Below are 20463 nucleotides of genomic sequence, written 5' to 3' on the forward strand. Positions count from 1 at the left end.
ATTTACGGGACCTTACCTGGACCGTCAGAGACGGAATTCCTCGCCGAGGTAGAGCCGCCTCACATCCGGGTTGGAGACGATTTCGTCGGGCGTGCCTTCCATCAGGACCTGGCCGGAATGGATGATGTAGGCGCGGTCGATGAGGCCGAGCGTCTCGCGCACGTTGTGGTCGGTGATCAGCACGCCGATGCTGCGCTCCTTGAGGTGGCGCACCAGGTTCTGGATATCGCCGACCGCGATCGGATCGATGCCGGCGAAAGGCTCGTCGAGCAGCATGAAGGACGGCTTGGTGGCGAGCGCCCGGGCGATTTCGAGGCGCCGGCGCTCGCCGCCCGACAGGGCGATCGCCGGGCTCTTGCGCAGCCGCGCAATGTTGAATTCGTCGAGCAGCTCGTCGAGTTCGTATTCACGCTTCTTCTTGTCGCGCTCGGTCACCTCGAGCACGGCGCGGATATTGTCCTCGACATTGAGGCCGCGGAAGATCGAGGCTTCCTGCGGCAGATAGCCGATGCCGAGGCGCGCGCGCCGGTACATGGGCAGCTGGGTGATGTCGTGGCCGTCGAGCTCGGTGCGGCCCTTGTCCGCCTCGACGAGGCCGGTGATCATGTAGAAGACCGTGGTCTTGCCGGCGCCGTTCGGCCCGAGCAGGCCGACGGCTTCGCCGCGGCGCACGTCCAGGCTGACGCCGCGCACCACCGCCCGCCCCTTGTAGGACTTCCACACGCCGTGCACGCTGAGGATGCCCTCGCCGGACCTGGGCTCGTACTGGCCCTGAACCTTGGGCTCCGGCGGCGGCGGTTCGAGCGCGGCCACGTCATCGGCCATCTGGCGGATCAGCCAATCGCCGTCGATCGGCGGCGCCGCCTCCGCGGGAGAGCGGCGCCCGAAAAGTCCTGCCATCCGGTCGAGAACGGTCATGCGTGGGTCCTTGAGGCCCTTTTCTCAGCCGCGCGGTGCGCGCGACGGTTGCGCCGGACGCGCCGGCGAGCTCGGCACGCAGTCCGGATTGCTGGTCCGGCTGCCGCCGGCCGCGGCAGCGTTCGGCCCGCCGCCCGACAGGACGCCCGAGACGCGCCCGCCGGTCGAGGCCCCGCCGTCGAGGCGGACCCGGTTCTGGGTGAGATCGGCATGCAGCCGGCTGCCGCGCAGGACGTTCTCGCACTGGGTCAGCACGACATTGCCTTCCAGGATCGCCTCGTTGCGCCGGGCGTCGAACGAGCCGCGCTCGGCCGTGGCGGTCTGGTTCTTCGACTGGACCATGACGCCGCCCTGCATTTCGAAACGGCGGACATTCTGCTGGCCGGGCTGCTGGCCGGCGCCGCCCGGGACGGTGGCCGGCCGGCCCTGGTTCTGCCCCGACGTGTCCTCGTAGAGAATGACAAGGCGGCCGGTCGACAGGTTCGATTCGCCCTGCCGGACGCGGACATTGCCGGTCAGCACCGCCTTCTTCTCATTGTCGAACACCTCGGCGCGGTCGGCCTCGAAATTGATCGGCTGGTCGCGGTTCTGGGAAAAACCGACAAAGGGGCTGCCGGCCTGCTGGGCGAGCGCGGGAGCGCCGGACAGTCCGGCGACGAGCGTCAGCGGCAGAAGGGCCGCAAGGCGGCGCGGGGGCAGGACAAGGCCGGCCAGCGTCATTTTCGTCGGTCTCCGGATCAGCGTGGTGCAGTGTCGTTGCGGGGCGCCGCGGGTGCGGCCGGGGTTTCGGCGGGCGAGCCTTCGAGCGAGGGATCGGGCGGCTCGGGCATGAAGTTACCACGAACCGAGCCTTCGAGCAGAATGACTTTGCCATTCTCGCTGATCTGCATGCGATCACCCGACACTTCGCCGCGCGGCGAGGACAGAAAGACCGGTCCGGTGGCACTGATCGTCCCGGCCCGCGTATCAACCACCGCGGTGCGCACCCGGCCCTCCTGGCCGTTGGTGGTGGTGACCGTGACGTCGGCTGTCAGCTGAACGACGCCCGACTTGGTGTCAAGCACGCCGCTGGAGGAAACGACGCGCGCCATGCCGCCGCCCTCGAGCTCCATCTCCGCGTCGATCGCCGAGAGGCCGACCACGTTGGAATGAGCGACATCGTGCTCGGCGCGGGTGGCGGTGACGCGGTAGAAGCGGTTGTCGGTCGTGTAGCCGGTCAGCCGCGGCGCCTCCATGGTCACCTTGGAACCGGACAGCGACAGGGCGCCGATCGACACGGGCAGGTTGAGCGCGCGGAACGGATCCCACCAGCTGATGGCACTGACCACCGCCACCAGGAGCGCGGCCGTAACCGGCACCAGGATGCGCAGGCGCCGGACCCGGCGCGAATGGCGATAGGCGGCACGGAACGCCTCGGCGCGCTCGGCGACACCGATTGCGCCGCCGGCGGCGCCTCCGAAGTCGTCGAGCGGACGTGCGGCCATCGTCATTCCCTTGCGGCTGGCGTCGGCCGGGCGGCCGGTTTGGCTGGCAGGCGGCGGACTCTATCCCGTTCTATGGCTCCAGCATGGCGGGAACGGGAAAATGGACGATTCCGGATGTAGGATGCCGATCGGATGATCGCCAGGGTTTACGAATGGGCAAAAATATCGGTTTCCGGCCAGCCGGCAAGATCGAGATCGGCCCGGGTCGGCAGGAACCGGAAACAGGCTTCCGCCAGCGCCGTGCGCCCTTCGCGCGCCAGCATGGCATCGAGCCGGTCCTTCAGCGCATGCAGATGCAGCACATCGGACGCGGCATAGTCGAGCTGCGCCGAGCTGAGCGTCTCGGCCGCCCAGTCCGAGCTCTGCTGGGCCTTGGAGATGTCGAGGCCGAGAAGATCCTTGGTCAGGTCCTTCAGCCCGTGCCGGTCGGTATAGGTACGGACCAGGCGCGAGGCGATCTTGGTGCAGTAGACCGGCGTGGTGGTGACGCCGAAGGCATGCTTCATCACGGCGATGTCGAAACGGGCGAAGTGGAACAGCTTGACGATGCCGGGATCGGTGAGCAGGGCCATGAGATTGGCCGGCTTCGGCTGGCCCGGCCGGATCTGCACCACGTCGGCCGTGCCGTCGCCGGGCGACAGCTGGACGACGCAGAGCCTGTCGCGCTGCGGGATGAGGCCGAGTGTCTCGGTATCGATCGCGACCACACCGACGCGATAATGGTTGAGGTCGGGCAGGTCGCCCACGTGCGAACGGATGGTCATCGGGTTCGGGCTCGAATAGGGGACAGGCCACGCGCCTGTGGACGACGCGACCGTTCTCCCGTCCTATAAGACCGCCGCCGGAAGAAATCCAATGACGACGGACATCCCATGACCGCGGAAATCCGATGACCGCCACGCCGCTGAAACTCTTCGCCTTCGACGCCGACGACCTGGGCGTCCTGTCGGTTCATCTGCAGGACGCCGTCGTCAAGGCGTCCGACATCGCCTTCATTGCCAGGGGCAAGCAGTTCGCCTTCGTCTGCAACCGATTCGACTGGGCCGCCGCCGAAGGCGGCGAGAATCAGCGCCGGCGCACCGGCGTGCGCTTCGAGCGGGTCGGCGCGGTCAGCGCCAGGGGCATCACCAAGGGCACCGACACCGTGCTCAACCTGCTCGCGCTGCGCTTCGAGCCGGGCGAGGAGCCGGCCGGCACGATCGAGCTCGTCTTCGCCGGCGACGCCGCCATACGCCTCAAGGTCGAATGCATCGAGGCGGCGCTGGACGATCTCGGGCCGATGTGGGCGACCGGCCCGAAGCCCAACCACGGCCAGGGCGGCTGACGGGAGCGCCCAAAGGCGCGTTCGCCGGGAAATCAGCCGGCCGCAGCTGCGCCGGCAAGGTCGGCCACCGCCTCGATCGTCGCGGCATCGGGCGTCGCCCGCCAGGCCGCGACGAAATCGAGATCGGGCAGCTGCACCGTCGTATCGATCCGCTTCAGCTCGCCGGCCGTCAGCTTCTCCGCGGCGATCGGGCTCGGAATGGCGGCAATGCCGAGCCCGTCCTCGGCCATGCGCAGGATGGTGGCGAGCGAGGCCGAGGCATGGATATGCACCGGCGGCAGGCCTGACACCGAGAACAGCTCGCGGATCACGAGATAGGGCCGCGTGTTGCGCGAGAAGGTCACGATCGGGTGGGCGCCAAGTTCGGCAAGCGTGAGCCGGCCCGCCGGCAGGCCGAGGCTGTCGCTGGCGAAGAAACCGAGCGGATAGGTGCACAGCGGCCGGTTCTTCAGATGGGGCGCGCCGAGCGGCCCCAGCATGAAGGCAAGGTCGATCTCCTGGGCGATCAGGCGCTGGCGCAGGCTCGGCGAGATGTCGACCTCGATCTCCAGCGCGAGGCGCGGATAGGCCTTGGCCATGCGCTCGACGAAACGCGACAGCCAGGTGTGGACCACGGTTTCAGCGACGCCGAGCCGCAGCGTGCCGCGGATCGCCGAGCGGTCGGCTATGCCGTGCAGCATTTCCGCGCGCAGCCGGATCAGCCGCTCGGCATAATCGAGCACGTGGCGGCCGGCTTCGGTCGGCGTCACCTGCCGGCTTTCGCGCTCGAGCAGGCGCGCTCCGATCTCGGCCTCGAGCTGGGCGATGCGCTGCGATACCGCCGGCTGGGTCGTGTTCAGCTTGTCGGCGGCGCGGTGAAAGCTCCTCAGGGTGGCGACCCAGACAAGCGTTTCGAGCGCTTTGAAATCAATCATTCTACTGCGGCTTCGATTAGTAGAATTTATCATTGCCGATCCAAACTTCGGATTGGACCGGATGCAACAGGAATGTTGCACTTGCTCTGCGCACTCACATTCGTGCTTGGGGGAGCCCGATGGTCATGCTGCAGACGAAGGACGCCGACGGCCGTCCGGACGGCCAAGCCGCACTCACTGACCCCGTCGCCGTGCGCCATGCGGTGCGCCGGGGCGCCATTACCGGCCAGACGGCCGGCCTCGCCCGCGGCCACGTCCAGGGCAATCTCGCCATCCTGCCGAAGGCGCTGGCCGCCGATTTCCTGCGCTTCTGCACGCTGAACCCCAAGCCCTGTCCGGTGATCGGGCTCTCCGAGCCCGGCAACCCCGCCATTCCCGCGCTCGGCGCCGATCTCGACATCCGCACCGACATTCCCCAGTACCGGGTCTGGCGCGACGGCGAGCTGGTCGACGAGCCGACCGACATCCGCTCGGTCTGGCGCGAGGATCTCGTCGCCTTCGTGCTCGGCTGCTCGTTCTCCTTCGAGGAAGCGCTGATCGAGGATGGCCTGCCGCTGCGCCACATTGCCTGCGGCACCGGCGTTCCCGTCTACCGCACCAGCATCGCCTGCGCCCCGGCCGGCCCGTTCTCCGGCCCGCTGGTCGTCTCCATGCGGCCGTTCCGGCCGGCCGACGCGATCCGCGCGGTTCAGATCACCTCGCGCTTTCCCTCCGTGCACGGCGCGCCGGTCCATATCGGCCTGCCCGAGGCCATCGGCATTGCCGATATCGCCCGGCCCGACTACGGCGATCCGGTCGAGGTGAAACCCGACGAGCTGCCGGTCTTCTGGGCCTGCGGGGTCACGCCCCAGGCGGTCATCGCCGCGACCAGACCCGCTTTCGCCATCACCCATGCGCCCGGCGCCATGCTGGTGACCGATCTGAAGAACAGCCGGCTGGCCGCGCTGTGACAGCGGGCGCCGGCGACGCGCATCCCGGTTTCGGTGCCTTCGCCAAGGCACACCGGGAATTTTTCGACGCCCTCGGACCCGACGGCTGGCAGCCTGTTGCCGGCTATTGCGGTGTCGCGGAGAAGATCCTCTCCGGCCGGCTCGATCCGGTGCGCCGCACGGGTGCCCTCACCCGCCTGTCGCGCTGGGAGCCGGGCGCGCGTGTCGAGACGGCCGTCAGCCACGCCTGGTGCGAGGAGGTGTTCATCATCTCCGGCACGCTGTCGATTGGCCTCGCCGGCGGACTGCGGATCGGCCAAGCCGACGGGCCCGGCCCGGTAACGCGGCTCGGCCCCGGCACCTATGCCTGCCGACCGGCCGACATTCCGCATGGCCCGTTCTTCAGCGAAACCGGCTGCCTGATGATCGAATTCACCTATTTCCCGCCGATCTGAATCACAAAACGGCCGATTCAAGGCCGATCCAGAGGAGAAACCGATGACGCCATTCCGCCCCGCCGCCGCCGCGGCGGTTCTTGCCGGTTGTCTTTCCGGCGCGCCGGCAGCCCTCGCCCAGGGCCTGCCGCCCGGCCCGCCGGTCAGCGTGCAGATGGTGACCCAGCCGGGTCCGGCGCTGCCTCAGCACAGCCGTGTCGACATCCCCATGCTGCGCGACGGCCTGCCCCAGCGCTCCGGCGGGCGCATCACCGTGACGCTGGCGAGCTGGCCGGAACGCAATCTCAACGGCCCGGAAATCCTGCGCCTGGTGCGATCCGGCCAGGTCGACATCGGCGCCGTGCCGCTCAACACCGCCTCCGGCGACGTGCCGCTCGCCGACGTCGTCGACCTTGCCGGCCTCAACCCGACGCTGCGCCAGTCGCGGCGGGTCGCCCAGGCCATGCTGCCGGAGCTGAACCGCGAACTGGAGCGGTTCGGCGTAAAGATCATCGCCATGTATCCGTTCCCGGCCCAGGTGTTCTTCTGCCGCGACCGGGTGACGAGCCTTGCCGATCTGCGCGGCAAGCGCATCCGCACCGGCGGCGGCTCGTCCAACGACTTCGTCACCACCATCGGCGGCCAGCCGACCGCCATCGGCTTCCCGGAAGTCTATGCCGCACTCGAGCGCGGCGTCGTCGACTGCGCCATCACGGGCACCGCCTCGGGCAATGGCGCGCGCTGGTTCGAGGTGACGCAGAGCCTCTATACCCTCCCCCTTTTCTGGTCGATCTCGGCCTATGTGGTGAACATCGCCTGGTGGAACCGGCTCGACCCGGCGGTGCGCGGCATGCTCGAAACCACCATGGCGGAGGTCGAGGAAGCCCAGTGGCAGCTCGGCCGCACCGCGACCGAGGACGGCATCGCCTGCAATACCGGCAACCGCGAGGGCTGCAAGCTCGGCCGCCTGGTCGACAACAGGCCGATGACCGCCTTCGAGCCGACGCCGGCCGATACCGAGACGCTGCGCAACGTGCTCGCCTCCACGGTGCTGCCGGCCTGGGTGAAACGCTGCGGCGCGCGTTGCGGCGAGATCTACAACCGCGTCGTGGCGCCGGTGACCGGCGTCACCTTCGCAAGCAACTGAGCCCGGCCGGGCCCGAGGCTGACGGTCGTGCCGGCCGGCATCGGCCCGGCGCGCATGTCCGCCGGGGATGCCAGCATCGGTATTAACTCCAATACCGCGTCGCTCCCTTGTTCGCTCAGCTCGGCCCGAGCCCATGCCCGCGCGCGGGAACCGCGCGCCATCGATCGAACCGCACTTGAGGACCTGAATGCTGGACAGGATGATCGTCGTGGCGGCCGCCTGCCGCCGCGCGCTGGCGGCGCTGGGCCATCTGATGGGCTATGTCGCCGGCTGGGGCTTCATCGCCATTTCGGCGCTGATCACCTTCGATGTGCTGGCGCGTCGTTTTCTCGGCTTCTCGACCCAGGCGACCACGGAGCTGTCGGGTTATGCGCTGGCCTTCGGCATCGCCTGGGGCCTGGCCCATACCCTGTCGATGCGCGCCCATGTGCGCATCGACCTGCTCGTCAACAGGTTTCCCGACACGATCCGCTATTGGCTGCACATACTCAGCCTCGCCTTTCTCGGCGTGTTCATCGGCTACATGGTCTATGGCGCCTGGCTGCTGGTCGATGAATCCATGCTGTTCGGCGCGACCGATATTTCCGTCCTGCGTACGCCGCTCGCCCTGCCGCAGGGCCTGTGGGCTTTCGGCATCGGCGTCATGCTGCTGCTGATCGTCGCCATGCTGCTCGAAGCCACCTTCCTGGTGCTTGCCGGCCGCGGCAGCGAGGCGGAAGCGCTGCTGCACGCGCGCACCTATGAGGAAGAGGCGGCCGAGGCGCTCGAAGCCGTCGGCGACGCCCCCGCCCGGGAGGGCCGGTCATGATCGCCATCGTCTTCCTGCTCATTCTCGCCGGAACCATGCTCGGCCTGAGCTTCACCGGCTCGGCGCAGGCAAGCGGCCTTGCCGGCGAGATCCTGCTGCTGATCGGGCTGTTCGCCCTGTTCTTCGGCATGGGCATCTATGTCGGCGCGGCGCTCGGCGTGCTCGGCCTGATCGTCGGCTACGCCTTTTCCGACCGGCCGTTCTGGCTGTTCCTCGGCCAGACCATCTGGAACCCGTCCTCGTCCTTCGTGCTGGTGGCGGTGCCGCTGTTCCTGCTGATGGGCGAGATCCTGCTGCGCGCCGGCCTGTCGGACCGGCTCTACCGCACGCTCAACATCTGGCTGAACCGCATGCCGGGCGGCCTGCTGCACACCAACATCGCCTCCTCGGCGATCTTCTCGGCCATTTCCGGCTCGTCGGTCGCGACCGCCGCCACGATGGGCTCGGTCGCGCTGCCCTTCTTCAAGGGCCGGCCCTACGACCCGCGCATGGTGCTCGGCTCGCTCGCCGCCGGTGGCGCGCTCGGCAACCTCATCCCGCCCGGCATCACCTTCATCATCTACGGCCTGATCACGGAAACATCGGTCGGTGCGCTCTACATCGCCGCCATCGGTCCAAGCATCCTGGTGGTGCTGCTGTTCACCGCCGTCATCCTGCTCCGCGCCAGGACCGCGGCGCCGCGCGATCCCCATGCGCCGGTCATCCCGATGACCGAGAAGCTGAAGAGCCTCGTCGATCTCACCCCGACCGCCATCCTGATCCTGATCGTGCTCGGCACCATCTATGGCGGGCTCGCCACGCCGACGGAATCGGCCGCGCTCGGCGTGATCGCCGCGCTCGTGCTCGCTGCCATCGACGGCAAGCTGTCCTGGAAGATGCTGAACGATTCGGCGGAGGCGACGGCGCGCAACACGGCGATGATCGGCCTGATCCTGTTCGGCGCCTATGTGCTGAACTTCGTCTTCACCGCGCTCGGCGTGCCACAGGCACTCGCCAAGCTCGTTTCGGAGATGCCGCTGCCGCCCTGGGCCATCATGCTGATGATCATCGGCTTCTATCTGGCGCTCGGCACGTTCATGGAGGGTTTCTCCATGATCGTCACGACCATCCCCGTGATCTTTCCCGTCGTCATCGCGCTCGGCTACGACCCGGTCTGGTTCGGCGTCATCGTGGTCATGCTGGTCGAGATCGCGCTGATCTCGCCGCCCGACGGCACCGTGCTCTATGTCCTGCAGGGCATGCGGCGCGACGGCGGCCCGATCTCCGACGTCTTCACCGGCGTCATGCCGTTCATGCTCGTCTATATCCTCGCCATCGCCATCCTGATGGTCTGGCCGGCCATCGCGCTCTGGCTGCCGACCGTCATGCGGTGAGCCGGCTCGCCTTTTCCGGCCGGCCGGCGTCGCTTGCGGTGCGTCCGAAAGCGCAGCGGCGCCAAGCGGTTCACCTTGTGTTCAGACGGTTGTGGCCATTGATGGAGCAACGCCCCTTTCGGGACGGCGTGGCAAGAACCGCCAGGCCACCGGCGGCCAGGATCCGTAAAGGATTCCAGGCAACCGTGGCTTTATTATCAAGAGCGGGATCGCTATAGCTCCAACCCAAAGCCCCACATGGTGATTTCCTGGCTCCGCCGCACGGGACCGCGGTGAGCCAGCCAAGAGACGAAAGCTCCGATATGACGCGTGTCGCGATCGTGGGTGGCGGGCCGGGCGGCCTGTTCACCAATTATCTCCTCGACCGGTTCTGCGATGGCCTGTTCACGGCGACCCTGTTCGAAGCCTCCGACCGCCTCGGCGGCAAGGTGGTGACCGACCGTTTCGAAAAGGGCAATTCGCTGTTCGAACGCGGCGTCGCCGAGTTCTACGACTATTCCCATTTCGGCCCCGACCCGCTGAAGCGCATCATCACCGAGGTGATGGAGCTCGACATCGTGCCGATGGACGGCAAGGGCGTCATCCTGGGTGACGCCATCCTCAATACCAAGCGCGACATCCGCAAGCATTTCGGCGATGCCACCGTCAAGGCGCTCGACGCCTTCCAGGCCGAATGCCACGCCCTGTGCTCGCCGGACGAATATTACGAAGGCTATTCCGGCGACGACAACAAGCACCCCTGGGGCGACAAGACCTTCCGCGACGTGCTGGACGCTATTCCCGACGAAGCGGCCCGGCGCTACGTCGAGGTCGCCTCGCGCTCCGATGTCGCCACCGAGCCGCAGCTGACCAATGCGCTGAACGGCCTGAAGAACGTCCTGATGGACGACCCCAAATATCTGCGCCTCTATTCGGTGGTCGGCGGCAACGAGAAGCTGATCGACGGCCTGAAGGAACGCATCTCGGCCAAGGTGATGCTGAAGAGCCGGGTGACCAGGATCGCGCGCAACGCCGACGATACCTATACGCTCCACGTCCGCCGCAACGGCAAGACCGAGACCCATGTCTTCGACCATGTCGTTCTGGCCCTGCCGAACTACTGGGTCAGCCAGATCGAGTTCGAGGGCCGCGAGGCCCGCATGGCGATCCAGAAGCACCAGGCGGCCTACGACAATCCCGCGCACTATCTGCGGGTCACCGCCCTGTTCAAGAAGCCGTTCTGGAACCAGCACTTCCAGGGCAACTACGTCATGTCGGACGCCTTCGGCGGCTGCTGCATCTACGACGAGAGCTCGCGCCATCCCTCCAAGCACGGCGTGCTCGGCTGGCTGATCACGGCGACGGAAGCGCTCGCGCTCTCCAATCTCGACGACGAGACGCTGATCCAGCGCGCGCTCGACTCGCTGCCTTCCGAACTCATCCCGCTTGCCCGGAAGCAGTTCCTGGAAGCGCGCGTCCAGCGCTGGGTCGGCACCATTTCCGGCCTGCCCGGCGGCCATCCGACGCCGGAACTGCGCGAGCGCCACCAGCCCGACGGCAAGGTGCTGCCCAATCTCTACCTCGTCGGCGACTATCTCTTCGACTCGACCGTCAACGGTGCCTACGACTCGGCCAATTTCGTCGTCGACATGATGATGGGCAAGCTGCGCGGCGCGGCCTATTCGGGCGCGCGCAAGAAGGCGGATGCCGCCAAGGCGCAGGGCGTGGTCGAGGACGGCTTCGTCGAATCGACGCTGACCAACGACTATCACGACGAATATGCGGTCGGCCTGTCCTACGAGGAATCGTTCCGCGAATATTTCGACGAGCAGTACAATGCCGATCTCTACGAGTGCATTTTCGGCATCAAGGCGCCCTATACGCTCCTCGACGTCGGCTCGGCGAGCGGCCTGACGCTCGAGTGCTTCGCCAATATCGGCATCGATGCCTGGGGCATCGAGAACAACCGGCACGTCCATGCCCAGACGCCGAAGAAGTGGCTGCATCGCAACCTGCTCGGCGACGTCACCAAGCTGCCGTTCGAGGACCAGTCCTTCGACGTCATCTATGACACCTGCCTGTGCTACGTTCCCGAGGACCTGATCGACAAGGCGATCCAGGAGCTCTATCGCGTCACCCGCATCGGCATCTTCTTCGGCGGCATCACCGCCGACATGACCCGCGAGGTGATCGAATATCACGACGTCTTCGACGGGGTGCTGACGCTTGAGACGACCTGGCAGTGGTCCGAGCGCTTCCAGCGCCACGGCTGGCGCCCTGCCGTGCACGACCAGAAGATCCTGAAAAAGGCCTGGAAGATCGAGTGCGACGCCAATGAAGGCGACTTCCCCTGGTATCCCGACATGGAGACCATGCGCTACTGCTTCTACGCCAAGCCCGATGCGGCGCAGTGGGTCGCCAAGCTGATGGACGGGCGCGCCAAGGGCCCGACCAGCAAGGTGCGCACCGCCGCCGCGGCGCGCTGAACCTCAACCTGTCGCAACATGATGCACTGGCCCGGGCGAACCGCCCGGGCTAGTCTTATGAAGATCCGGTCCACAGTGCATCCCGGCGCCTGCCGGCCCGCTCGCCCCGAACAGGGGCCGGCGCTTCCGACACCGAACTCCCGTCCGCCGCGAGGCACCCCGTGACAGCATTCCGCCTGGCCCAGCGCCGCGCCCCGTTCGTGCCATGATCAGCGAGCAGACGGCGGTCGACCCGGACGACGAGCTCGACGAGGAGGAAGAAGACGTCAGCGCCGACGACGTCAAGGCGATCGTCGCCTTCCTCGCCCCCTTCGGCAAACCCTACAAGCTTCTGTTCGCGCTGCTCGGCCTGCTCGTGCTGACCGAGGCGGCGCTCAACTTCTCGTTCCCTCTGGTCACGCAATACCTGATCGACGAAGGCCTGATCAAAAAGGACTGGGAAGCGCTGGTCAAATCGCTGGTCTTCATGGGCACGGCGGCCGTGACCGTGTCGATGGTCGCGCTGCTTGCCGACTATCTCTATACGCGCATCTTCTCCGACATGGTCCGGGACATCCGGCAGCACCTGTTCAACCACGTGCAGACCATGTCCATGCCGTTCTTCCATACGACGCCGACCGGCACGGTGCTGTCGCGCTTCTCCGGCGACCTCGTCGCCATCGAGGTCGGCATCGTCGGCGTGGTGCCGCAATTCGTCATGCCGTTCCTGGAGGTGGTCTACGCCACCATCCTGATGTTCATGTTCGACGTCTGGCTCGGCATGATCGGCGCGCTGATCTTCCCGCTGATCCTGTGGTGGCCGCGCATCTTCGCCCGCCGCGCCTTCACCTATGCCTATGACAAGCGCCTGACCGAGGGACAGCTGCTCGGCGCGGTGCAGGAAAACGTGGCGGCCCAGCCGGTGATCAAGGCCTTCGGCCTGACGGCGCAGGCGCAGAGCGGCTTTTCGATCCTCAACACCTCCTGGCAGACCATCGCGCGGCGCACCAATTTCACCAGCGCCCTGGTCGAGCGGACCGCCCAGACCGGCCTCTATGTCATCCATATTGGCGTGTTCGCGCTCGGCGCCTACTGGGCCTATACCGAGCGCATCACCGTCGGCACGATCATCGCCTTCGAGGGCGTGTTCCTGTCGATGGGCTATGCCCTGACCAATGTCACCCAATATGTGCCGACGCTCGCCCAGGCGGCCGGCTCGATCCGCCATCTCGGCGACCTGCTCGCGATCCGGCCGAGCATGGTCGACCCGCCCGGGGCGCCGGCGCTCAAGCCGTTCGAGCGCGAAATCGTCTTCGACGACGTCGCCTTCAACTATCCCGGATCAAGCTTCCGCACCGAAGGCCTCAGCGTTGCGGTCGCCAAGGGGTCGTTCCTCGGCATTGTCGGGCCGAGCGGCTCGGGCAAGAGCACCTTCCTCAATCTGCTGATGCGCTTCTACGACCCGACCGAAGGCGCCGTGCGCATCGACGGCGTCGACATCCGGACCGTCACGCAGGCATCCCTGCGCGCGCAGATGGCCGTCGTGTTCCAGGACAGCTTCCTGTTCAACACCTCGATCGCGGACAATATCCGCATGGGCAATCCCGGCGCGACCATGGCCGAGATCCATGCCGCGGCGACCCAGGCCGAGGTGCACGACTTCATCCTGTCGCTGCCGCAGGGCTACGACACCCAGGTCGGCGAGCGCGGCGGCCAGCTCTCCGGCGGCCAGCGCCAGCGCGTCGCCATCGCCCGCGCGCTGGTGCGCGATCCCGCCGTGCTGGTGCTGGACGAGGCGACGAGCGCGCTCGACGCCGGCACCGAGGCCAAGCTGAACGAGACGCTGCGCCGGATCGCCGAGACACGCACCGTGGTCAGCGTCACGCACCGGCTCGGCAGCGTCACCACCGCCGATCGCATCATCGTGCTCGAACATGGCCGCATCGTCGAAAGCGGCCGCCACCAGGAACTGGTCGCGCAGGGCGGCCTCTATGCCTCGATGTGGGCACGGCAACGCTCCGTCCGCGCCAGCGAGGAGGAGGAGGGCGAGTAGCGAATGGCGAGTGGCGAGCAGCCGATGGGGATGCAATGAATGAGGCGGTGCCCGCCACGCATCCCTATTCCCTATTCGCCACAAACCCATGAGCAGCATGCCGCAAAGTACCAGCCGGACCGACCGGCCGCCCAGCCCGCTCGACTTCACCACCGTCGCCACGCCGAAGCCGGGCGAAGCGCCGGAGCTCGCGCCCGGCCTGCGCTGGGGGCGGCTGCCGCTGCCCTTCGCGCTGAACCACGTCAATGTCTGGCTGCTGGACGACGCGCCGGGCTGGACGGCGGTCGACGCCGGCGTCGAATCGCCGGAGATGCGCGCCGCATGGGACACCATGCTCGGGGGGCCGCTCGGCGGAGCCGGGCTCAACCGGCTGGTCGCGACCCACGGCCATACCGACCATATCGGCCTTGCCGGCCATCTCGTCGAGACCCATGACGTTCCCTTCGCCTCGACGCTGGTCGAGTGGCTGTGGGCACGTCTGCGCTATGCCGATGCCCGCGAGCCGCCGAAAGCACATGTCGCCCGCTACATGGCGCGCAACGGCTGCGACGAAGCGATGGTCAAGCGCTTCGCTGCCGACCGGTCGGGCTTCGCGCCGGCGCTCGGCCCGCCGCCGCGGCAGATCGAGCGGCTCGTCGACGGCACCGAGATCGCCATGGGCGGGCGCCGCTGGCGGACCATCACGGCCGGCGGCCATACCGAGGAACATGCCTCCTTCTACAGCGAGGCCGACCGCATCCTGATCGCCGGCGACCAGGTCCTGTCGCATATCACGCCGGTCATCGGCGTCTTCCCGGGCGAGCCGGACGCCGATCCGCTGGCCGACTATCTCGCCTCGCTCGACCGCTTCATGGCCCTGCCGGACGATACGTTCGTGCTGCCCTCCCACGGCCTGCCGTTTCATGGCCTGCATCTCAGGCTGAAGGCCCTGCGCGAGCACCACGTCCAGCGGCTCGACCGGCTCCACCAGGCGCTGGAACGGCCGATGACCGCCTATGAGGCGGCCGCCGCGCTGTTTCCGCGCGCGATCGGCGAAGGCCACGCCTTCCTCGCCATTGCCGAAACGCTCGCCCATCTGCACCGCCTGCGCGGCGACGGCACGGTGCAGGTGGAAACGGACGGCCGGGGCGTGAGGCTGTTCAGCCGTCGCTGAGCCCGATCGACCGACCGGAGGAGGAGTGGAATGTTTCGCTCCTCGAAGCTCTGCAGGGAGACCGTTCTTGCTGCGATGCGTCTCGAAAAGACAAGGTCATTCCCTTCCTCGACATCCCGCAAAACCTTATGATTTCAGGGCTTTTTGCAGGGAGGCGCTGGCATGGCGGCAGTTCGGGAGGGGATCGATACAGCGGCCGGCAGCCGCTTCGCCCGGCTGATCGCGACGCTGCGCCAGACTCTCGCCGGCACCGATCATCACGGCCTGTGGACGCTCACCGTCGACGGCGTCATGGCCGGCGCGTTGTTCCGGGCCGGCGACCGGCTGGAGCTGAGCCTGTTCGAAGGCGCCGATCCGCGCCTCGCCGGCTTCGAGCCGCTCGCCCGTGAGCCCTCCGAGATCGAGCACGCCCTGTCCGCGCGTCTCGGCGGTCCGGACCGGGTGCGGTTGACGCCGGTGCCCGCCTGGGCGTGAAGACCATGCGGCCGGCCTGAGGCGCCATCGCGACCGTCGTTCGCTCTTTCGCCGCCTCGGGGTCCCGTCGATCCGCGACGCGCCGTGACCGTGCTCGCTCTCAAGCGATGCCGAGGCCGTGGATCAGGGCGAGGCTGATGGCGCCGAGCAGGGCGAGCGAGATGACGGCGACGAGGGTCACCCGTCCGCCGGCCGCCTTCAGCACCCGGGCATCGACGCTGAGGCCGAGGGCCGCCATGGCGACCACGGTCAACAGGCCGGACAGGACGGTCAGGCCATCGACCACCACGGCCGGAATGACCCCCGCCGAGCGAAGACCGGCCAGAACGATGAAGCCGACGATGAACCAGGGCACCAGCCGTTGCGGCGCGGTCGGCTGCGCCTTGCCGCGGCCGAGCGCCAGCGCGAGGATCACCGGACCGAGCATCAGCACCCTGACGAGCTTGACCAGCGTGCCGATCTGGACGCTGAGCGCGCCGACCGGCGCGGTCGCCGCGAGGACCTGCGGCACGGCATAGACGGTGAGGCCGGCAAAGACGCCATATTGCAGTGGCGACAGGCCGAAGAGCGGCACGAGGAGTGGCAGGCAGAGCACCACCACGACGCCGAGCGCGGCGGTGAAGGCGATCGAGGCGGCCACCTCCTCGCTCCGCGCCTCGATGACCGGCGCAGTCGCGGCGATGGCCGAATTGCCGCAGATCGAATTGCCGCAGGCCACCAGCAGGGCGAGCCGATGGCCGAGGCCGAAGGCGCGGCCGACGCCATAGCTCATCACGATGGCAACCGCGACGACCGCGGCGATACCCCCGATCAGGGCCGGTCCCGCCGCCGCCAGCGCGGCCGTGCTGATCGACGCGCCGAGCAGCACGACCGCCCATTCCAGCAGCGTCTTGGCGGCAAAGTCGACGCCGCGGTCATGACGCGCCGCAACCCGGCCCGCCGTCCTCAGCGCCATGCCGATGAGAATGGCGAGCACGAGGGCCTCCAGCCAGGCCCGGCCGAACAGCCAGGACTGGAGATGGCCGAGGCCGAGCGCAACACCGGCAACGCCGAGGCTGAGGACGAGGCCCGGCAGGATCTGTTGCGGTCTGGTGGCGGCGGTAGCGGACATGGCGGCACTTCCTGGCGATGCCGGATCCCATGCACCCGCATGATCATTCGATCCATTGCAATTTTCGATATGTTTCGTTCGAGAAAATTGCATAATACCGGCCCCAGACAGACCGACCGGACGTTTCAGAGCCGCCATGACCCTTGAACAGCTCCGCATCTTCGTGGCGGTTGCCGAGCGGCAGCACCTGACGGCGGCGGCCGCCGCCGTCAACCTCACACCCTCCGCGGTCAGCGCGGCGATCCGCGCGCTGGAGAGCCGGCACGGCCTGCAACTGTTCCATCGGATCGGCCGGCGCATCGAACGGACCGAGGCCGGCACCATCTTTCTCGATGAGGCACGCGCGACGCTGGCCCGCGCCGCAGCCGCCGAACAGACGCTGGCCGAGCTCAGCGGGCTGACGCGCGGCACACTGCGCATCGAGACGAGCCAGACCATCGGCAGCTACTGGCTGCCGCCGCGGCTGACACGCTTCCACGACCGCTATCCGGCGATCACCCTCGACACCGCCTTCGGCAACACCCAGACGGTGGCGCGCGCCGTCCTCACCGGCACGGCCGAACTCGGGCTGATCGAAGGAGCCATCGACGAGCCGGCCCTGGCGAGCCGGGTGGTTGCCGAGGACCGGCTGATCCTGGTCGGCGCGCCCGGCCATGCCCTTGCCGGCCAGGCCATGGTCACCGCCGGCATGCTCGCCCGCCAGCGCTGGGCAATGCGCGAGCCGGGATCCGGCACGCGCTCCGCGCTCGAAACGGCGCTCCGCCGGCACGGCCTTGCGGCCGGCAGCCTCGAGATCGCGCTCGACCTGCCGTCCAATGAGGCCCTGTGCTCGGCGGTCGAAGCCAGCGCCCTGGTCGCGGTCGTGTCCGAACTCGTCGCGGCGCCGCGGCTCGCCGCCGGCCGGCTCGTCCGCCTCGCCTTCGTCCTGCCGCCGCGGACCTTCAGCCTGGTCCGCCATCGCGAAAGGCACCGCTCGCGAGCCGCGCTGGCCTTCGAGGCGACCCTCGATGGAACGGCCGGCTGAAGCCGGTCAGAGCTGGGCGGAATCGAACCCGCCGAGCGGCGGCTCGATCCGGGCCAGAATCAGCTCGACCACCTGTTCAGCGGCATCCTCCGGGCTGAGCTCGTCGCTGCGCAGAACCAGGGCCGGTTCGAGCGGCGGCTCATAGGCCTGGTCGCGGCCGGTGAAATTGACGATCCGGCCAGCCTCGGCCTTGGCATAGAGCCCCTTCGGATCGCGCGCCCGGCAGGTTTCGGGCGATGCGTCGACGAAGATTTCGACGAAACGGCCTGCGGGGAACAGCGCGGCGACCCGCTCGCGGTCGGCGCGGAACGGCGAGACGAGCGCGACCAGCGTGACGAGGCCGGCCTCGGCCATCAGCCTGGCGATCTCGCCGACCCGGCGGACATTCTCGGCGCGGGCGGCGGCGTCGAAGCCGAGATCGGCATTGATCCCCTGGCGCAGATTGTCGCCGTCGAGCAGCATGGTATGGCGGCCGAGCGCGGCGAGCCGCCGCTCGACCAGATTGGCGATGGTCGACTTGCCGGAGCCCGGCAGGCCGGTCAGCCAGACGGCCAGCGGCACCTGGCTCTTCAACGCCGCGCGCACCGCGCCGGTCACCTCGGTTGGGTGGCGATGCACCTCGCGGGCGCGATCGAGACCCTCGACGACGAGGCCGGCGGCCACCGTCAGATGGGTGGTCCGGTCGATCAGGATGAAGGCGCCGGTCTCGCGGTTGTCGGCATAGGGATCGAAGGCGATGCGGCTGCCGGCTTCGATCTCGACCCGGCCGATCGTGTTGAGCGCGAAGCCGAGCGGATCGGCGCGCCGCTCGAGCGTTGCGACGTCCAGCGTGTCGACGAGCCGCGTGACCGTCGCCGGCACGGTGGCGCTGCCGATCTTCATCAGGTAGCGGTCGCCGGCCGCGCCCGGCGCCTCGCCCATCCAGACGAGGTCGGCGGCCAGCCGGCGGGCGCTCATCGGGCGCGCGCGCGGATCGGCGATGAGGTCGCCGCGCGCAATGTCGACATCGTCGGTGAAGGTCAGCGTCACCGCGCGGCCGGCGGCGGCCGAGCCGAGGTCGCCGTCGAGCGTGACGATGCGCTTGACCCGCGTCGTCTTGCCCGAGCCGGCGACGACGACCGTGTCGCCGACAGCGACGCGGCCGCTCGCCACCGTGCCGGCCACGCCGCGGAAGTCGATATCGGCGCGGTTGACCCATTGCACGCCCATCCGGAACGGCGCCTCGTCGACCTGGTCGGAGGTCTCGACCGCCTCGAGGTGGCGGATCAGGGTCGGGCCCTCGTACCAGGGCGTGTTGCGGCTGCGGATGGTGACATTGTCACCGAAGCGCGCCGAGAGCGGGATGGCGACCACCGAACGGAAGGCGAGCGGCGCGGCGAAGGCCGTGAAGTCGGCGACGATGGCGTCGTGGCGCTCCTGAGAGAAATCCACCAGATCGATCTTGTTGACCGCCAGCACGACATGGCGGATGCCGAGCAGCGCGACGATCGCCGCATGGCGCCGGGTCTGCTCCATCAGGCCCTTGCGGGCATCGACGAGCAGCACGGCGAGCTCCGCCGTCGAGGCGCCGGTCGCCATGTTGCGGGTATATTGGGCATGGCCCGGCGTATCCGCGACGACGAAGGCGCGGCGGGCGGTCGAGAAGAACCGGTAGGCGACGTCGATGGTGATACCCTGCTCGCGCTCGGCTTCCAGGCCGTCGAGCAGCAGGGCGAGATCGAGCTCCTCGCCGGTCGTGCCGAAGCGCCGGCTGTCGTCCTTCAGGCCGGCGAGCTGGTCCTCGAGGAGGCCGATCGAATCGTGCAGGAGGCGGCCGATCAGGGTCGACTTGCCGTCGTCCACCGAGCCGCAGGTGATGAAGCGCAGGGCGCCGCGATCGCGGACCGGCAGGGTGTCGTTGGCCGGGTCGAGAGCCGGTGGCCGGGCGGCGACGCGCATGGTCATCAGAAATAGCCCTCGCGCTTCTTGCGTTCCATCGAGGCCTGCAGGGCCCCGTCGACGAGGCGGCCTTCCCGTTCGGAGGTGCGGGAGGCGACGATCTCGGCGATGATGTCCTCGACCGTGGTCGCTTCCGAGGCGACCGCGCCGGTCAGCGGCCAGCAGCCGAGCGTGCGGAAACGGACGCGGCGCGTCACCACCTCCTCGCCCGGACGGAAGCGCATGCGCTCGTCATCGACCATGATCAGCGCGCCGTCGCGCTCGACCACCTGGCGGTCGCCGGCCAGATAGACCGGCACGATCGGGATCTGCTCGGCGCGGATATAGTCCCAGACGTCGAGCTCGGTCCAGTTGGACAGCGGGAAGACGCGCATCGTGTCGCCGGCGCCGAGCCGGGTATTGAACAGGCGCCAGAGCTCCGGGCGCTGGTTGCGCGGATCCCAGACATGACCGGCCGAACGGTGCGAGAAGATGCGCTCCTTGGCGCGCGCCTTCTCCTCGTCGCGGCGGCCGCCGCCGAAGGCGGCGTCGAAACCATGCGCGTCGAGCGCGCTCTTCAGCACCTCGGTGAGCATCAGACGCGAATATTCGCCCGTCTCGGTGTCGAAGGGATTGACCCCCGCCGCGGCGGCGGCCTCGTTCGAATGCACGAGGAGGTCGAGCCCATAGTCGCGCGCCATGCGGTCGCGATGATCGAGCAGCGCGCGGAAATCCCATCCCGAGGCGATGTGCAGGAAGGGAAAGGGCGGTCTGGCCGGAAAGAAGGCCTTGCGCGCGATGTGCAGCATCACGCTGGAATCCTTGCCGACCGAATAGAGCATGACCGGCCTGCGGAACTCGGCGACCACTTCACGCATGATGAAGATCGCCTCGTCCTCGAGCCGCTGCAGGTGCGGCGACAGCGTCCGCCTGATATCGCGCGTGTCGGTGGTGTC

At 68.2% G+C, this 20463-nt stretch carries 19 protein-coding genes; 11 read left to right on the plus strand and 8 right to left on the minus strand.

The genetic code is table 11. The features are described 5' to 3' along the window. Positions 1 to 24: 24 nt before the first annotated feature. From lptB to OZ671_RS17950, 4 genes are all read right to left on the minus strand, one after another. On the minus strand, positions 25 to 918 hold the full coding sequence (gene lptB, locus OZ671_RS17935; RefSeq protein ID WP_268862007.1) for an LPS export ABC transporter ATP-binding protein: 894 nt from the start codon (positions 916 to 918) through the stop codon (positions 25 to 27). 24 nt (positions 919 to 942) lie between these two features. Next, entirely contained in the window at positions 943 to 1638 is a 696-nt protein-coding gene (locus OZ671_RS17940) for an LptA/OstA family protein (protein ID WP_268862008.1), read from the minus strand. Positions 1639 to 1655: 17 nt separating this feature from the next. Beyond that, a complete protein-coding gene (gene lptC / locus OZ671_RS17945; RefSeq protein ID WP_268862009.1) occupies positions 1656 to 2402 on the minus strand; it encodes an LPS export ABC transporter periplasmic protein LptC in 747 nt (248 codons plus the stop codon). Positions 2403 to 2548: 146 nt separating this feature from the next. After that, complete coding sequence (locus OZ671_RS17950; RefSeq protein WP_268862010.1) at positions 2549 to 3166, minus strand: ribonuclease D; 618 nt, start codon at positions 3164 to 3166, stop codon at positions 2549 to 2551. Between the two features lie 125 nt (positions 3167 to 3291). Here OZ671_RS17950 and OZ671_RS17955 point away from each other — a divergent pair, with 125 nt between their 5' ends. Beyond that, on the plus strand, positions 3292 to 3726 hold the full coding sequence (locus tag OZ671_RS17955; RefSeq protein WP_268862011.1) for a DUF2948 family protein: 435 nt from the start codon (positions 3292 to 3294) through the stop codon (positions 3724 to 3726). A gap of 32 nt (positions 3727 to 3758) precedes the next feature. On the opposite strand, the gene OZ671_RS17960 is transcribed toward OZ671_RS17955, so the two are convergent. Next, positions 3759 to 4640, minus strand: coding sequence for a LysR family transcriptional regulator (locus OZ671_RS17960; protein ID WP_268862012.1), 882 nt, complete (start codon positions 4638 to 4640; stop codon positions 3759 to 3761). Positions 4641 to 4765: 125 nt separating this feature from the next. On the opposite strand from OZ671_RS17960, the gene OZ671_RS17965 reads away from it, so the two are divergent. The 9 genes from OZ671_RS17965 (at position 4766) to OZ671_RS18005 (ending at position 15455) form a co-directional block, all read left to right on the plus strand. Continuing rightward, positions 4766 to 5590, plus strand: a complete 825-nt coding sequence (locus tag OZ671_RS17965) for a putative hydro-lyase (RefSeq protein ID WP_268862013.1) — start codon at positions 4766 to 4768, stop codon at positions 5588 to 5590. Continuing rightward, positions 5587 to 6024, plus strand: coding sequence for a cupin (locus OZ671_RS17970; RefSeq protein WP_268862014.1), 438 nt, complete (start codon positions 5587 to 5589; stop codon positions 6022 to 6024). Before OZ671_RS17965 ends, OZ671_RS17970 begins: the two co-directional genes overlap by 4 nt. Before the next feature lie 43 nt (positions 6025 to 6067). Then, positions 6068 to 7150, plus strand: a complete 1083-nt coding sequence (locus OZ671_RS17975) for a TRAP transporter substrate-binding protein (protein ID WP_268862015.1) — start codon at positions 6068 to 6070, stop codon at positions 7148 to 7150. Between the two features lie 187 nt (positions 7151 to 7337). Continuing rightward, on the plus strand, positions 7338 to 7958 hold the full coding sequence (locus OZ671_RS17980) for a TRAP transporter small permease subunit (RefSeq protein ID WP_268862016.1): 621 nt from the start codon (positions 7338 to 7340) through the stop codon (positions 7956 to 7958). Further along, positions 7955 to 9331: a TRAP transporter large permease gene (locus OZ671_RS17985; protein ID WP_268862017.1), complete on the plus strand. Its 1377-nt coding sequence runs from the start codon at positions 7955 to 7957 to the stop codon at positions 9329 to 9331. The genes OZ671_RS17980 and OZ671_RS17985 overlap by 4 nt, the downstream gene beginning before the upstream one ends. 302 nt (positions 9332 to 9633) lie before the next feature. After that, entirely contained in the window at positions 9634 to 11796 is a 2163-nt protein-coding gene (locus OZ671_RS17990; RefSeq protein WP_268862018.1) for an FAD-dependent oxidoreductase, read from the plus strand. A gap of 205 nt (positions 11797 to 12001) precedes the next feature. Next, a complete protein-coding gene (locus OZ671_RS17995; RefSeq protein ID WP_268862019.1) occupies positions 12002 to 13828 on the plus strand; it encodes an ABC transporter ATP-binding protein in 1827 nt (608 codons plus the stop codon). 97 nt (positions 13829 to 13925) lie between these two features. Further along, on the plus strand, positions 13926 to 14981 hold the full coding sequence (locus OZ671_RS18000; RefSeq protein ID WP_268862020.1) for an MBL fold metallo-hydrolase: 1056 nt from the start codon (positions 13926 to 13928) through the stop codon (positions 14979 to 14981). Positions 14982 to 15143: 162 nt separating this feature from the next. Beyond that, a complete protein-coding gene (locus OZ671_RS18005; RefSeq protein WP_268862021.1) occupies positions 15144 to 15455 on the plus strand; it encodes a hypothetical protein in 312 nt (103 codons plus the stop codon). Positions 15456 to 15555: 100 nt separating this feature from the next. Here the strand turns inward: OZ671_RS18005 and OZ671_RS18010 are convergent, their stop codons facing one another. Beyond that, positions 15556 to 16566 carry a YeiH family protein gene (locus tag OZ671_RS18010; protein WP_268862022.1) on the minus strand — a complete coding sequence of 337 codons (1011 nt, stop codon included), beginning with the start codon at positions 16564 to 16566 and terminating at the stop codon, positions 15556 to 15558. A 136-nt stretch (positions 16567 to 16702) separates the two neighbouring features. On the opposite strand from OZ671_RS18010, the gene OZ671_RS18015 reads away from it, so the two are divergent. Then, positions 16703 to 17590, plus strand: a complete 888-nt coding sequence (locus tag OZ671_RS18015) for a LysR substrate-binding domain-containing protein (RefSeq protein ID WP_268862023.1) — start codon at positions 16703 to 16705, stop codon at positions 17588 to 17590. A 6-nt stretch (positions 17591 to 17596) separates the two neighbouring features. On the opposite strand, the gene cysN is transcribed toward OZ671_RS18015, so the two are convergent. Further along, entirely contained in the window at positions 17597 to 19534 is a 1938-nt protein-coding gene (gene cysN, locus OZ671_RS18020) for a sulfate adenylyltransferase subunit CysN (RefSeq protein ID WP_328286385.1), read from the minus strand. Further along, positions 19534 to 20442, minus strand: coding sequence for a sulfate adenylyltransferase subunit CysD (gene cysD, locus OZ671_RS18025; RefSeq protein WP_268862076.1), 909 nt, complete (start codon positions 20440 to 20442; stop codon positions 19534 to 19536). Before cysD ends, cysN begins: the two co-directional genes overlap by 1 nt. Positions 20443 to 20463 lie beyond the last annotated feature (21 nt).

Source organism: Phreatobacter sp. AB_2022a, assembly GCF_026847585.1.
Classification (GTDB): Bacteria; Pseudomonadota; Alphaproteobacteria; order Rhizobiales; family Phreatobacteraceae; genus Phreatobacter.

Coding starts and splice junctions, on each gene's coding strand:
- OZ671_RS18010 (WP_268862022.1), bottom strand. CDS start 16,566: ATGTCCGCTACCGCCGCCACCAGACCGCAACAGATCCTGCCGGGCCTC.
- OZ671_RS17950 (WP_268862010.1), bottom strand. CDS start 3,166: ATGACCATCCGTTCGCACGTGGGCGACCTGCCCGACCTCAACCATTAT.
- OZ671_RS17975 (WP_268862015.1), top strand. CDS start 6,068: ATGACGCCATTCCGCCCCGCCGCCGCCGCGGCGGTTCTTGCCGGTTGT.
- OZ671_RS18015 (WP_268862023.1), top strand. CDS start 16,703: ATGACCCTTGAACAGCTCCGCATCTTCGTGGCGGTTGCCGAGCGGCAG.
- OZ671_RS17965 (WP_268862013.1), top strand. CDS start 4,766: ATGCTGCAGACGAAGGACGCCGACGGCCGTCCGGACGGCCAAGCCGCA.
- lptB (WP_268862007.1), bottom strand. CDS start 918: ATGACCGTTCTCGACCGGATGGCAGGACTTTTCGGGCGCCGCTCTCCC.
- OZ671_RS18005 (WP_268862021.1), top strand. CDS start 15,144: ATGGCGGCAGTTCGGGAGGGGATCGATACAGCGGCCGGCAGCCGCTTC.
- OZ671_RS18000 (WP_268862020.1), top strand. CDS start 13,926: ATGCCGCAAAGTACCAGCCGGACCGACCGGCCGCCCAGCCCGCTCGAC.
- OZ671_RS17955 (WP_268862011.1), top strand. CDS start 3,292: ATGACCGCCACGCCGCTGAAACTCTTCGCCTTCGACGCCGACGACCTG.
- cysN (WP_328286385.1), bottom strand. CDS start 19,534: ATGACCATGCGCGTCGCCGCCCGGCCACCGGCTCTCGACCCGGCCAAC.
- OZ671_RS17995 (WP_268862019.1), top strand. CDS start 12,002: ATGATCAGCGAGCAGACGGCGGTCGACCCGGACGACGAGCTCGACGAG.
- OZ671_RS17990 (WP_268862018.1), top strand. CDS start 9,634: ATGACGCGTGTCGCGATCGTGGGTGGCGGGCCGGGCGGCCTGTTCACC.
- OZ671_RS17940 (WP_268862008.1), bottom strand. CDS start 1,638: ATGACGCTGGCCGGCCTTGTCCTGCCCCCGCGCCGCCTTGCGGCCCTT.
- OZ671_RS17980 (WP_268862016.1), top strand. CDS start 7,338: ATGCTGGACAGGATGATCGTCGTGGCGGCCGCCTGCCGCCGCGCGCTG.
- lptC (WP_268862009.1), bottom strand. CDS start 2,402: ATGGCCGCACGTCCGCTCGACGACTTCGGAGGCGCCGCCGGCGGCGCA.
- OZ671_RS17960 (WP_268862012.1), bottom strand. CDS start 4,640: ATGATTGATTTCAAAGCGCTCGAAACGCTTGTCTGGGTCGCCACCCTG.
- OZ671_RS17985 (WP_268862017.1), top strand. CDS start 7,955: ATGATCGCCATCGTCTTCCTGCTCATTCTCGCCGGAACCATGCTCGGC.